Annotated in this window: 13 protein-coding genes; 9 read left to right on the forward strand and 4 right to left on the reverse strand. The window is 73.1% G+C overall.

What is annotated here, in order from left to right; all coding sequences use genetic code 11:
- Positions 1-109: 109 nt before the first annotated feature.
- Together ACGGZK_RS04045 and ACGGZK_RS04050 are read left to right on the forward strand one after the other, a co-directional pair.
- Positions 110-703, forward strand: coding sequence for a hypothetical protein (locus ACGGZK_RS04045; RefSeq protein WP_395244981.1), 594 nt, complete (start codon positions 110-112; stop codon positions 701-703).
- Positions 700-978: an ABC transporter ATP-binding protein gene (locus tag ACGGZK_RS04050; protein WP_395244982.1), complete on the forward strand. Its 279-nt coding sequence runs from the start codon at positions 700-702 to the stop codon at positions 976-978. The genes ACGGZK_RS04045 and ACGGZK_RS04050 overlap by 4 nt, the downstream gene beginning before the upstream one ends.
- 125 nt (positions 979-1,103) lie before the next feature.
- Here ACGGZK_RS04050 and purB read toward each other — a convergent pair whose 3' ends face one another.
- Together purB and ACGGZK_RS04060 are read right to left on the reverse strand one after the other, a co-directional pair.
- Complete coding sequence (purB, locus tag ACGGZK_RS04055; RefSeq protein WP_395244983.1) at positions 1,104-2,483, reverse strand: adenylosuccinate lyase; 1,380 nt, start codon at positions 2,481-2,483, stop codon at positions 1,104-1,106.
- Entirely contained in the window at positions 2,480-2,923 is a 444-nt protein-coding gene (locus ACGGZK_RS04060; RefSeq protein WP_395244984.1) for a low molecular weight protein-tyrosine-phosphatase, read from the reverse strand. The genes purB and ACGGZK_RS04060 overlap by 4 nt, the downstream gene beginning before the upstream one ends.
- 176 nt (positions 2,924-3,099) lie before the next feature.
- Between ACGGZK_RS04060 and ACGGZK_RS04065 the strand changes: the two genes are divergently transcribed.
- The 3 genes from ACGGZK_RS04065 to ACGGZK_RS04075 all read left to right on the forward strand — a co-directional run bounded on the left by ACGGZK_RS04065 (position 3,100) and on the right by ACGGZK_RS04075 (position 5,943).
- Entirely contained in the window at positions 3,100-4,068 is a 969-nt protein-coding gene (locus ACGGZK_RS04065; protein WP_395244985.1) for an aminoglycoside phosphotransferase family protein, read from the forward strand.
- Positions 4,069-4,135: 67 nt separating this feature from the next.
- Complete coding sequence (locus ACGGZK_RS04070; RefSeq protein ID WP_395244986.1) at positions 4,136-4,462, forward strand: hypothetical protein; 327 nt, start codon at positions 4,136-4,138, stop codon at positions 4,460-4,462.
- Positions 4,459-5,943, forward strand: a complete 1,485-nt coding sequence (locus ACGGZK_RS04075) for a hypothetical protein (RefSeq protein WP_395244987.1) — start codon at positions 4,459-4,461, stop codon at positions 5,941-5,943. Before ACGGZK_RS04070 ends, ACGGZK_RS04075 begins: the two co-directional genes overlap by 4 nt.
- Positions 5,944-5,952: 9 nt before the next feature.
- On the opposite strand, the gene ACGGZK_RS04080 is transcribed toward ACGGZK_RS04075, so the two are convergent.
- The gene (locus ACGGZK_RS04080) at positions 5,953-6,336 is read right to left on the reverse strand and encodes a phage holin family protein (protein WP_395244988.1); all 384 of its coding nucleotides are present in this window, start codon (positions 6,334-6,336) and stop codon (positions 5,953-5,955) included.
- A gap of 6 nt (positions 6,337-6,342) precedes the next feature.
- On the opposite strand from ACGGZK_RS04080, the gene ACGGZK_RS04085 reads away from it, so the two are divergent.
- The 4 genes from ACGGZK_RS04085 to ACGGZK_RS04100 all read left to right on the forward strand — a co-directional run bounded on the left by ACGGZK_RS04085 (position 6,343) and on the right by ACGGZK_RS04100 (position 11,154).
- Positions 6,343-7,491 (forward strand): histidinol-phosphate transaminase, encoded by a 1,149-nt coding sequence (locus tag ACGGZK_RS04085; RefSeq protein WP_395244989.1) that lies wholly within the window; start codon positions 6,343-6,345, stop codon positions 7,489-7,491.
- Between the two features lie 22 nt (positions 7,492-7,513).
- Entirely contained in the window at positions 7,514-8,647 is a 1,134-nt protein-coding gene (locus tag ACGGZK_RS04090; RefSeq protein ID WP_395244990.1) for a thiamine pyrophosphate-dependent dehydrogenase E1 component subunit alpha, read from the forward strand.
- A gap of 83 nt (positions 8,648-8,730) precedes the next feature.
- Entirely contained in the window at positions 8,731-9,690 is a 960-nt protein-coding gene (locus tag ACGGZK_RS04095) for an alpha-ketoacid dehydrogenase subunit beta (RefSeq protein WP_395246035.1), read from the forward strand.
- Positions 9,691-9,735: 45 nt separating this feature from the next.
- Positions 9,736-11,154 (forward strand): dihydrolipoamide acetyltransferase family protein, encoded by a 1,419-nt coding sequence (locus ACGGZK_RS04100; protein ID WP_395244991.1) that lies wholly within the window; start codon positions 9,736-9,738, stop codon positions 11,152-11,154.
- Positions 11,155-11,256: 102 nt separating this feature from the next.
- On the opposite strand, the gene ACGGZK_RS04105 is transcribed toward ACGGZK_RS04100, so the two are convergent.
- The gene (locus ACGGZK_RS04105; protein ID WP_395244992.1) at positions 11,257-11,748 is read right to left on the reverse strand and encodes a GNAT family N-acetyltransferase; all 492 of its coding nucleotides are present in this window, start codon (positions 11,746-11,748) and stop codon (positions 11,257-11,259) included.
- Positions 11,749-11,840: the final 92 nt, after the last annotated feature.

Below are 11,840 nucleotides of genomic sequence, written 5' to 3' on the forward strand. Positions count from 1 at the left end.
AGCAGCACTCCCGCGTGCCGTCGACCCATGACCTTCCGTGACAGCGGGCTCCCAGCGACGCCCCGCGTAGGATGGATCGGTATCCCCCTCCGACGTGAAAGAGGTCTCCGTGGCCGAGGTCCACGACGCTGCGCCCATCCGGGCGGGCTACTGGGTCGTCCCCGTCACCCGAGGCGCCATCGCGCTCGTGCCGGGTGCCGCGGTCGCCTTCATCCAGGACCACTCGCCCACGCTCGGCCTGCTGGTGTTCGGCGCCTGGGCCCTCGTGTCGGGGCTCGTCGTCGGCGCGCTGTCGCTGCGCCTCGTCGCCGACCGGCCGATCCGGGTCATCCTCGCCGTGCAGGCCGTCGTCACCGCGACCGCCGGCATCCTCGCGCTCATCGTGCCCGGGGGCCTCCAGTGGCTCGGCCTGCTGCTCATCTCCTGGGCGGCGATCACCGGCATCCTCGAGATCTTCGCCGGCCTCCGCGCCCGCGGTCGCACCGCGGCCTCGCGCGACTGGCTGACCGCCGGCATCCTCACCGCCCTCTACGCCGTCGTCGTGCTGGTCGTGCCGGCCGACGCCGTGACCGTCGTCGGATTCCTCGGCGGCTACCTCGTCGTGCTCGGCGTCGCGCTCGTCATCGGGGGCCTCTCGCTCAAGTGGGCCGCCGCCGCTCCCGCGGTCGACGCGCCCGCCGCACCCCGAACGGAGCAGCCGTGACCCAGTCCCCCGACGGCGACTACAAGCCCAGCCGCCGCGACATCCTGCGCCCCGCCGAGTACGTCGGCGGCGCGGCGATCGCCGCGATCTTCGTCGGCGTCATCGCGTTGTTCGCGACCCGCGACTGGACGATCACCCTCATCGGCACGGGCGGCGTGTTCATCATCGTCCTGATGGTGCTCGCCCTGCTGACCATGGCGGTGAAGCCGGATGCCTCGGAGCAGGCCGAGCTCCGCGACGACGAGGGCCCCGAGGACCGCGGCTCCGCGCACTGACGCCCTACCCGGTGGTTTCGACAAGCTCAACCACCACGCCAACCGATGGTTGAGCCCGTCGAAACCACCCCGACCGGTGGTTGAGCCCGTCGAAACCACTCCGAAGGCTCAACCAGCGTCCGGCGCTAGAGCCGGTCGACCAGGTCGTCGGCGATGCCGACGTACGTCGCGGGCGTGAGCGCGAGCAGGCGCTGCTTCGCCTCGTCGCCGATCTCGAGGCCGTTCACGAACTCCGCCAGCTCCGTCGCGCCGACGCGCTTGCCGCGGGTCAGTTCCTTCAGCAGGGCGTACGGGTCGGCGATCGTCGACCGGCCGGCGACGACCTCGGCGCGGATGACCGTCTGGATCGCCTCGCCGAGCACCTCCCAGTTGTGGTCGAGGTCGTCGAGCAGCAGCGCGCGGTCGAGGTCGATCTCGCCGAGGCCGCGCTGGATGTTGTCGAGCGCGAGCAGCGAGTGCCCGAAGCCGACGCCGATGTTGCGCTGCGCGCTCGAGTCGGTGAGGTCGCGCTGCAGGCGGCTCGTCACGAGGGTCGCCGCGAGCGAGTCGAGCACGGCCGACGAGAGCTCGAGGTTCGCCTCGGCGTTCTCGAAGCGGATCGGGTTGACCTTGTGCGGCATCGTCGACGAGCCGGTCGCCCCGGCGGCCGGGATCTGCCGGAAGTAGCCCAGCGAGATGTAGGTCCAGATGTCGGTCGCGAGGTTGTGCAGCACCCGGTTGACGTGGGAGACCTTCGCGTAGAGCTCGGCCTGCCAGTCGTGCGACTCGATCTGGGTCGTCAGCGGGTTCCACGCCAGCCCGAGCGACTCGACGAACTCGCGCGACACGTCGGGCCACGAGACATCCGGTGCCGCGACGAGGTGGGCCGAGAACGTGCCGGTCGCGCCGGAGAACTTGCCGAGGTACTCGGTCTGCTCGACCTGCTTGGCGATGCGCTCGAGGCGGTGCGCGAACACCGCGAGCTCCTTGCCCATCGTCGACGGCGTCGCGGGCTGGCCGTGCGTGCGCGACAGCATCGAGGCATCCCGGTGCTCGACCGCGAGCTCGCCGATGCGGGCGATGACCGCGCGCAGCTTCGGCAGCCAGACGTCCTGCACCGCGTCGCGCACGGTGATCGCGTACGAGAGGTTGTTGATGTCCTCGCTCGTGCAGGCGAAGTGCGTGAGCTCGGCGATCGAGTCGAGGCCGAGGTCGCTGAGGCGCCGGCGCACGTAGTACTCGACGGCCTTCACGTCGTGGCGCGTGGTCGCCTCGAGGGTCGCGAGCTCGTCGATGTCGGCCTGGCCGAAGGCCGCGACGACGCCGCGGAGGGCCGACTTCTGCTCGTCGGAGAGCGGGGACGAGCCGAAGAAGCCGCGGTCGGTCTGGGCGATCAGCCACTCGACCTCGACGTGCACGCGGGCCCGGTTGAGGCCGGCCTCGGAGAGGTGCTCCCCGAGGTCGCCGACGGCCTGCCGGTAACGTCCATCGAGCGGGCTGAGCGGCTGGGGAGGCAGCGAAGTCATCGGATTCCTTGTCTGAGAGCCGGCGCGAGTTGCCGGAAGAGCGCCTGAGTCGACCGCTCTATCATCCCAAGAACTCGATCGAAGGTCTCGGCGTCGGAGTAGTAGGGGTCCGGGACGTCCTGGAGCGGCGCGAGTTCGGGCTCGAACTCGAGCAGCAGGCGCACCTTGTGCTGGTCGGTCGCGTTGGTCGCCCAGTTGCGCAGGATCCGCGCCTGGCCGCGGTCGAACGCGACCACCAGGTCGAGCTCGCCGAAGCGGCCCGGGTCGAACTGCCGGGCCCGGTGGCGCGACCCGTCGTAGCCCGCGCGCTCGAGGGCGTCGATGGTGCGCTGGTCGGCCCGCTCCCCCACGTGCCAGTCGCCGGTCGCCGCGGACTCGATGGCGATCGCGCCGTCGATCCCCGCGCGTTCGACGAGGTCGCGCAGCACCACCTCCGCCATGGGTGACCGGCAGATGTTGCCGGTGCACACGAAGGACACTCGGAAGGGCTGCGCAGCGACCCCTTCGGGCTCCGCTGGCGTCATGGACCCTATTGTGGACGAGAACCGCCGCTTGGCACAGAGCGGATCCGACCCGCGACCGGGGGAGATCCGGGCGGCGCGGGGACGGAGGTCGCGTGGGTGCGGATGCCCCGGACGCCGACGTCCACGTCGATGCCGATCTCGTGCGCGCGCTGCTCGTCGCGCAGCACCCCGACCTGCTCGGCGCCGACGGCGCCGAGCCGATCGTCGAGGTCGCGAGCGGGTGGGACAACGCGGTCTTCCGCCTGGGCGATCGGGCGGCGGTGCGGATGCCCCGGCGCGCGCTCGCCGCCGGCCTCGTCGCCGGCGAGCAGCGCTGGCTGCCGCAGCTCGCCGAACGCCTGCCGGTGCCGATTCCCGCGCCGCTCAGGGCGGGTCGCCCCGGGGCCGGGTATCCCTACGCGTGGAGCGTCGTGCACTGGCTCGAGGGGGCCGACGGGGCATCCGTCCCGCCCGCGGCACGCGGCGGCGCGGCCGGCGACCTGGCCGCGTTCTGCGCGGCGCTCGCCGTGCCCGCGCCGGCGGACGCCCCGGCGAATCCGTATCGCGGGGTGCCGTTGGCCGAGCGCGATGCGGTGATCCGCGAGCGGTTGGGCGCGATCGGTTCCGCCGGGCTGCTCGCCGCCGACGACCTCGGGCTGCTCCTCGAGGTCTGGTCCGACGCGCTCGCGGCGCCGGCGCGGAGTGGCCCGGCCGTCTGGGTGCACGGCGACCTCCACCCGGCCAACCTGCTGCTCGAGGAGACGCCGGGCGGGGCATCCGTGCGCCTCGCGGCCGTGCTCGACTTCGGCGACCTCACCGCGGGCGATCCGGCGACCGACCTCGCGACCGCCTGGCTCACCTTCGACGCCGAGGGTCGCGCGCGCTTTCGCGCGGCGATCGACCGGGCGACGGCGACGGATGCCTCGGACTGGCGGCGTGCTCGCGGATGGGCCGTCGCGTTCGGCGCCGCGATCCTCGCGACCGTCGGCGACCAGGGGCGCATCGGCCGGATCGGCGCGCACGCGCTCGCCGAGGTGCTGGCCGAGGCGCGGGGCATCCGCTCCTCCCCCGCCGACCGGTGAGGCGGGCGGGTCCCCAGGCTTGGGTGGGACCGCCCCCGGCCGGGTCGCGCTGCCGCAGGATCGCCGCATGTACGACGACCCGATCTCCTTCGTGCCCACGGTCAGTCCGCGCACCGCTGAGCGGCTCCGACTGGCCGAACGGCAGTTGCGGGTGCTCGAGCACCTCGTGGCCGAGGTCGGGGCGAGCCGGTACGGGTTCGTGCCCGACGGCGGGCCCGCGTCGTGGCGTTCGGACGCCTCGGCGCACTACGGCGCGATCCTCGCGAGCGTCCGCGAAGGGTTCCAGGGCGGCGCCGACGACCTCGTCCACGCGCACGACGCCCTCACCGACCGCGTCGCCCTGATGCGCCGGGCGCTCGCCGCGGCGGAGGCCGGGGCGGAGACCGGGGCGTGAGCGACGACCTGACGATCAGCACGGGCGGGAGCACCAGCGTCGCCGTCGAGGACCTCTACGTCGAGGCCGCCCGCCTCGGTGCGGTCGCCGCGACGGCACGGGACTGGGCGGAGCGGACCGAGGAGGTCCGGCGGGGGCTCGCCCACGTCGACCTCGACGCGGAGCCGGGGTCCTGGGGCGCCGTCGACCTCACCTTCCTGCTGCGCCGCGCGAAGCACAGCCTCGATGCGACGGCCGACCAGTCCGGGCGACTCCGGCGCGCCCTGCTCGACACGGCCGAGCGGTACGGCGAGACCGAGGCCCGCGTCGCGGGCTTCTGGGACCTCGGCTTCCGCCTGGGCGCCGCGATGTTCGGGCCGATGCTGCTGATGACGGCGGTGCCGACGGTGCTCACCGGCATCGCGGCCGTCTCGGCGACGAACGCGATGGGCATCGACCCCGGTCCGGCGCTGCGCCGCATCCTCCAGGACCCCGGCACGCTGCGGGTCATCCGCTCGGCGGGCGGGGCCGTCGACGAGGTCGTGCTCGCGTCGATGGGCGTACCCGCTCCGCTCGCCGCCCTCCTGGGCCGCGAGATGACGGCGCCCGAGAATGCCTCGGTGCTGCTGCTCGCCGCAGCGGCGGCCGGCATCCTCGGCTCGAACGTGCTCGTCGAGGGGCCGGTCACCGTGCGGCCAGCGGATCGCGTCGGGCGGGCGACCGGCGTCGGCGCCGTCGGCGATGCCCCCGTGGGTCGCGCCGTGACGGCGCCCGACGGCGTCGGCGGGCTCGCGAGGCGCATCCCCGACTCGGAGGAGGGCACGCCGCAGGTCGTGATCGAGCGCTACGGCGAGGGCGCCGACGCCCGGTACGTGGCCTACGTCGGCGGCACCGTCACGTTCGACCGGTTCGGCAGCCAGCCGATGGACCTCACGAATGCCGTCGCGGGCGTCGAGGAGGCGTCGGGGCTGCCGGTCGACGACCTGCTGCCCCAGCCGACCGCCGCGGGCGAGCGGGCCGTGCTCGCGGCGCTCGAGGCGGCGGGCGCGAGCCCCGACAGCCCCGTCTTCGTCGTCGGGCACTCGGCCGGCGGCACCGTCGCGGCGGCGCTCACCGAGCGGACGGACGTGAACGTGGTCGGCGGCCTGAGCCTCGGCGGGCCGACGGCGCCCTTCCGCACCGGCGACACGCCCTTCCTCTCGGTGGAGCACGCCGAAGACCTGACGCCGACGCTCGGCGGCGCCGCGACCACGCCCTCCCCCGGCCGGATCACCGTGAGCCGCCCGGTGATCGACGGCCCGACGCCGGCCGCCGACGGGGCCGTGCCCGCCCACGCCCTCGACCGCTACCGCGAGACCGCGGAGCGCATCGACGCCTCGGAGGCGCCCGAGCTCGTCGCGTTCGAGCAGCGCCTCGCCGACTTCACCGGCGGCGAGCCGGGCGTGCGCACCGAGTGGATCGCCGAGCGCGTGCCGACCACGCCGTCGGGCGGTGGGCGCTGACCGACCCCGTCAGTCGCGGCTCGGCCGCACCACCAGGCCGATCAGCCAGCTGAGCAGGCCGAGCACGAGCGCGCCGAGCACGCCCCACCAGAAGCTCTCCACCTGCAGGCCGAAGCCCATGAGGTCGCTGATCCAGTCGACGATCAGCAGCAGCAGGCCGTTCACGAGGAACGACACCAGCCCGAGCGTGATCACGTAGAGCGGGAACGCGACGATCCGGATCGTGGTGCCGACGATGGCGTTCACGACGCCGAAGATCAACGCGATCAGCAGGTACGTCAGGATCGTCGCGACCTCGGTCTCCTCGTAGGGCACGACCGTGACGCCCGCGACGATCAGCGTGGTCAGCCAGAGCGCGAACGCGCTGACCAGGACCTTGATGAGGAAGCGCATGGCACCATGCTGGCATGCGGCCGCGCCGGGCGCAGCGGGTACGGTGAGTTCGTGACCGCCCCGGACCCCACCCCCGCGCCCGTCCGACTGCGCCCCGAGATCGCGGCCCTCCCGCCGTACCGGCAGGGGCGGCCCGCACCGGAGGGCGGCTACAAGCTCTCGAGCAACGAGAACCCGTTCGACCCGCTGCCGTCGGTCGTCGAGGCCGTCGCGGCCGCCGGCGCCGAGATCAACCGCTACCCGGATGCCACGGCCTTCGCCCTGCGCGAGCGCCTCGCCGAGCGGTACGGCGTGACCACCGACGAGGTCATCGTCGGCGCCGGATCGGTGGCGCTGCTCGCCCAGTTCATCCTCGCGGCGGCGGCGCCCGGCGACGAGGTGGTCTACTCGTGGCGGTCGTTCGAGGCCTACCCGGGGCTCGTCACCGTCGCGGGCGCGACGAGCGTGCAGGTGCCGAACCGTCCCGACCACGGGCACGACCTCGACGCCATCGCCGCCGCCGTGACCGACCGCACCCGCGTCGTCATCGTCTGCTCCCCCAACAACCCGACCGGGCCGATCGTCACGGCCGACGAGTTCGAGGCGTTCCTCGCGAAGCTCCCGTCCGACGTGCTCGTGCTGCTCGACGAGGCGTACACGGAGTTCGTCCGGCACGAGGCATCCGTCGACGGCCGCACCGTGATCGGCCGCCACCCGAACGTCGTCATCCTGCGCACCTTCTCCAAGGCCTACGGCCTCGCGGGCCTCCGCGTGGGCTACGCGATCGGCGCCGTGCCGATCCTCGACGCGGCGCGCGCGACCGCGATCCCGCTCGGCGTCACCGGCACCGCGAGCGCCGCCGCGCTGGCGTCGCTCGAGCCCGAGGCCGAGGCGGAGCTGCTGGCGCGCGTCGACACGATCGTCGAGCGCCGCGACCGGCTGCGTGCCGCGCTCCTCGCGCAGGGGTGGGACGTGCCCGAGGCGCACGGCAACTTCGTGTGGCTGCCCGCCGGCGAGGCCACGGCCGAGGTCGCCGAGCGGCTGTTCGACGCGGGCGTCGTGGCGCGTGCGTTCCCGCCCGAGGGCCTGCGGATCTCGGTCGGCGAAGAGTCCTCTGTCGAAACCCTCCTCGAGATTCTCGGGCACGTTGTGGAGCCGTCACAAGATAGCCACTAGGTGCAGCGGGTACCGTGGAACGGTGGCAGCCAGCACGAGAGACTTCACGGCACCCACGGTCCAGCTCCTCACGCACGAGGGTGAGCTGCGGCCGACGGCGGAGGCCGAGGCATACCTGCCCCTGATCGAGGCGCTCCCCGACGTCGAGCTCCAGCAGTTCTACCGCGACATGAGCATCTCGCGTCGGGTCGACATCGCCGGGGCGAACCTGCAGCGGCAGGGCCAGCTCGCCCTCTGGGTGCCGAGCCACGGCCAGGAGGCGGCCCAGGTCGGCTCGGCCCGGGCGGCCCGCCCGCAGGACCACATCTTCCCCTCGTACCGCGAGCACATCGTCGGCATGATCCGCGGGCTCGACCCGGTGAAGATCCTGAGCCTGCTGCGCGGCATCACGCAGGGCGGATGGGAGCCGTCGGAGAACGGCAACTTCCACCTGTACACGCTCGTGCTCGCCTCGCAGACGCTGCACGCGACCGGCTACGCGATGGGCCTCACGCTCGACGGAGCCGCCGGCACCGGCGACCCCGAGCGCGACACCGCCGTCCTCGTGTACTTCGGCGACGGCTCGACCTCGCAGGGCGACGCGAACGAGGCGCTGGTGTTCGCGTCGAGCTACCAGACGCCGCAGGTCTTCCTCGTGCAGAACAACCAGTGGGCGATCTCTGTGCCGGTGTCGCGCCAGTCCCGCTCCCCCATCGCGCTGCGCGGTGGCGGCTTCGGCATGCCGGGCATCCGCGTCGACGGCAACGACGTGCTCGCGAGCTACGCGGTGACGCGGCAGGCGCTCGAGGAGGCACGCGCCGGCGACGGTCCGAGCTTCATCGAGGCCGTGACCTACCGGATCGGCGCGCACACCACCGCCGACGACCCCACCAAGTACCGCACGCAGGACGAGGTCGACCACTGGACCGCCCGCGACCCGATCACGCGCTACCGCACGTGGCTGGCCTCGCGCGGGGCATCCGACGCGTTCTTCGCCGAGGTGGAGCAGGAGGCGCAGGACGCGGCCGCCGACGTGCGGCGCCGCGCGCTCGAGCTGCCCGCCCCGACCCGCGAGACGATCTTCGAGCACGTGTACAGCGAGCCGCACCCGCTCATGGCCGAGCAGCTCGCCTGGCTCGACGCGTTCGAGCGCAGCCTCGACGGAGGCGCGGCATGAGCGCCGGCATCGGACAGGAGGTCCGCGTGGCGGACGTGACGGATGACACGACCACCGCTGCGCGCGGGGTGCAGACGCTCTCGATGGCGAAGGCCATCAACGCGGGCCTGCGCGAGGCGATGCTCGCCGACCCGAAGGTCCTGCTCATGGGCGAGGACATCGGCAAGCTCGGCGGCGTGTTCCGCGTGACCGAGGGACTGCAGGCCGAGTTCGGCGAGAACCGCGTGCTCGACACGCCCCTCGCGGAGTCGGGCATCGTCGGCACGGCCATCGGCCTCGCGATGCGCGGCTACCGCCCGGTGATCGAGATCCAGTTCGACGGCTTCATCTTCCCCGCGTTCGACCAGATCACGACGCAGCTCGCGCGTCAGACGCTCCGGCACGCCGGGTCGCTGTCGATGCCGATCGTCATCCGGGTGCCGTACGGCGGGCACATCGGCTCGATCGAGCACCACCAGGAGAGCCCGGAGGCGTACTTCGCGCACACGCCGGGCCTGCGCGTGGTCAGCCCGTCGAACCCCCACGACGCGTACTGGATGATCCGCGAGGCGATCGCGTCGAACGACCCGGTGCTGTACTTCGAGCCGAAGAGCCGGTACTGGCCCAAGGGCCCGGTCGACCTCGAGCACGCCGGCCTGCCGCTGCACTCGAGCCGGGTCGTGCGCCAGGGCACGGACGTCACCGTCGTCGGCCACGGCGCGATGGTGGCGACGCTGCTCCAGGCGGCCGAGATCGCGGCGGGCGAGGGCACGAGCCTCGAGGTCGTCGACCTCCGCTCCCTCTCCCCCATCGACTACGGCCCGTTGCTCGACTCGGTGCACCGCACCGGCCGGCTCGTCGTCGCCCAGGAGGCGCCGGGCAACGTCAGCGTCGGCTCCGAGATCGCCGCGACCGTCGCCGAGAAGGCGTTCTACTCGCTCGAGGCCCCGGTGCTGCGCGTGTCGGGCTTCGACGCGCCGTTCCCGCCGGCCGCGCTCGAGACCGAGTTCCTCCCGAGCCCCGACCGGGTGCTCGAGGCCGTGGACCGCGCGCTCGCGTACTGACGCCGTTCCGAAGCTCACGAACGTGAATATTCCGACAGGAGAATGATGGGCGAGATCAGGTTCCCCCTGCCCGACGTCGGCGAGGGCCTCACCGAGGCCGAGATCGTGCAGTGGCGCGTCGCGCCCGGCGATCGGCTCGAGCTCGACCAGGTCTTCGTCGAGATCGAGACCGCGAAGTCGCTCGTCGAGCTGCCGAGCGCGTTCGAGGGCGTCGTCTCCGAGCTGCTCGTCGAGGAGGGGAAGACCGTCGACGTCGGCACGCCCATCCTCGTCATCCAGACGGATGCCGCGAACGGCATGACTTCGCCGGCAGCGCCGGCTCCCTCCGCCGCGGCGGCGCCCGCGGTCGCGGCGCCGACCGCTGCCCCGACGCCGGCTCCGGCGGCCGAGGACGGCGGGGGAGCGGTGCTCGTCGGCCACGGCAGTTCCGGCCCCGCGCAGAGCCGTCGCCGCCGCCACCCCGTGCCCGGCGGCGCGCACGAGCACCTCGCCACCGTCGTGCCCTCGCCCCGCGAGGAGGCGGTGGCCGCCGCGGCGGCCGCACGCACGCTGGCCGAGCCCGCGACGGTGCCCGCGCCGGCGCCGCGGATCGCGGAGCCCGCGCTGCCGGTGCTCGCGAAGCCGCCGATCCGGAAGCTCGCCAAGGACCTCGGCGTCGACCTCTCCCGCGTGTCGCCGACCGGCCCCATCGGCGAGATCACCCGCGACGACGTGATCCGCGAGGCCAGCCAGGCGAGCGTGTTCCGCAACATCCAGACTCCCGACGCGCCGTCGGATCGCGAGGCGCGCATCCCCGTCAAGGGCGTGCGCAAGGCCATCGCGAACGCGATGGTGCAGAGCGCATACTCCGCGCCGCATGTTTCGGTGTTCGTCGACGTCGACGCGACGCGCACGATGGAGTACATCAAGCGGCTGAAGGCCTCGCCCGACTACGTCGGCGTGAAGATCTCGCCGCTCCTGCTGATGGCGAAGGCGATCATCTGGGCGGTCCGTCGCAACCCGACCGTGAACGCGCAGTGGACCGACGAGGAGATCATCGTCAAGCACTTCGTGAACCTCGGCATCGCTGCGGCGACCCCGCGCGGGCTCATCGTGCCGAACGTCAAGGAGGCGCAGGCGATGACGATGGTCGAGCTCGCGACCGCCCTCGAGCAGCTGACGCTCACCGCCCGCGAGGGCAAGACGCAGCCGGCCGAAATGCAGGGCGGCACGATCACGATCACGAACATCGGCGTCTTCGGCATGGACACCGGCACGCCGATCCTCAACCCGGGCGAGGTCGCGATCGTCGCGCTCGGCACGATCAAGCAGAAGCCGTGGGTCGTCGACGGCGAGGTGCGCCCGCGGTTCGTCACGACGATCGGCGGGTCGTTCGACCACCGCGTCGTCGACGGCGACGTGGCGTCGCGGTTCCTCGCGGACGTCGCGTCGATCATCGAGGAGCCGGCGCTGCTCCTCGAGTAGGTGGCGGTCGGTGGTCGAGTAGCGAGCGCAGCGAGCGTATCGAGACCAGGATCTCGATACGGGGCTGCGTGCCCTACTCGATCAGCGGGGCGCGGTCCGCCCTCAGGCGGGGGAGAGGCGCAGTTCGTAGCGGATGAGCTCGGGCGTGCGCGACACCACGACGAGCCCGACCTGCTCGAGCGCGCGCCGCGCGGGGAGGTTGTCGACCTCGCACTCGGCGCGGACCACGGATGCCCCGAGCGAGCGGATCAGTTCGATGGCCGCGGCGACCGCGTGCCGGCCGAGGCCCTGCCCACGGGTCGCGGGGACCAGGGCGAAGACGAACTCGATGACGCCCGGGTCGTCCGACCGGAACAGGTTGACGCCGCCGATCGCGTTGCCGTCGGTGCCGCGCCGGATCAGGTACGGGCCGTAGGGGGCGGGGTCGCCGCCCGAGCGCACGGCGCCGAGGTACTCGTCGAGGAGCTCGGGTTCCTCGGTGAACGAGTAGCCGCCCTCCCAGCCGTCGCGCGGGTCGACCTCGCCGGCGAGCAGGCGCTCGGCGTCGGCGGCGGTGAACGGGTGCAGGCTGATCGGCTCGGTGGTCGTGGACACGTGCTTCACCCTCTCACCCGCCGCCGACGTGCGCCATCCCCGTCGCTGCGGCCGGGCGTCGTCGTTCGTCACGGCGACCCGGGAGGTCATGT

The sequence above is a fragment of the Agromyces sp. MMS24-K17 genome (assembly GCF_043950245.1).
Taxonomy (GTDB): domain Bacteria; phylum Actinomycetota; class Actinomycetes; order Actinomycetales; family Microbacteriaceae; genus Agromyces.

Excerpts from the sequence above, each read along its gene's own strand:
- ACGGZK_RS04095 (WP_395246035.1), top strand. The coding sequence starts at position 8,731 with ATGGCGAAGGCCATCAACGCGGGCCTGCGCGAGGCGATGCTCGCCGAC.
- ACGGZK_RS04080 (WP_395244988.1), bottom strand. The coding sequence starts at position 6,336 with ATGCGCTTCCTCATCAAGGTCCTGGTCAGCGCGTTCGCGCTCTGGCTG.
- purB (WP_395244983.1), bottom strand. The coding sequence starts at position 2,483 with ATGACTTCGCTGCCTCCCCAGCCGCTCAGCCCGCTCGATGGACGTTAC.
- ACGGZK_RS04060 (WP_395244984.1), bottom strand. The coding sequence starts at position 2,923 with ATGGCGGAGGTGGTGCTGCGCGACCTCGTCGAACGCGCGGGGATCGAC.
- ACGGZK_RS04100 (WP_395244991.1), top strand. The coding sequence starts at position 9,736 with ATGGGCGAGATCAGGTTCCCCCTGCCCGACGTCGGCGAGGGCCTCACC.
- ACGGZK_RS04085 (WP_395244989.1), top strand. The coding sequence starts at position 6,343 with ATGCTGGCATGCGGCCGCGCCGGGCGCAGCGGGTACGGTGAGTTCGTG.
- ACGGZK_RS04070 (WP_395244986.1), top strand. The coding sequence starts at position 4,136 with ATGTACGACGACCCGATCTCCTTCGTGCCCACGGTCAGTCCGCGCACC.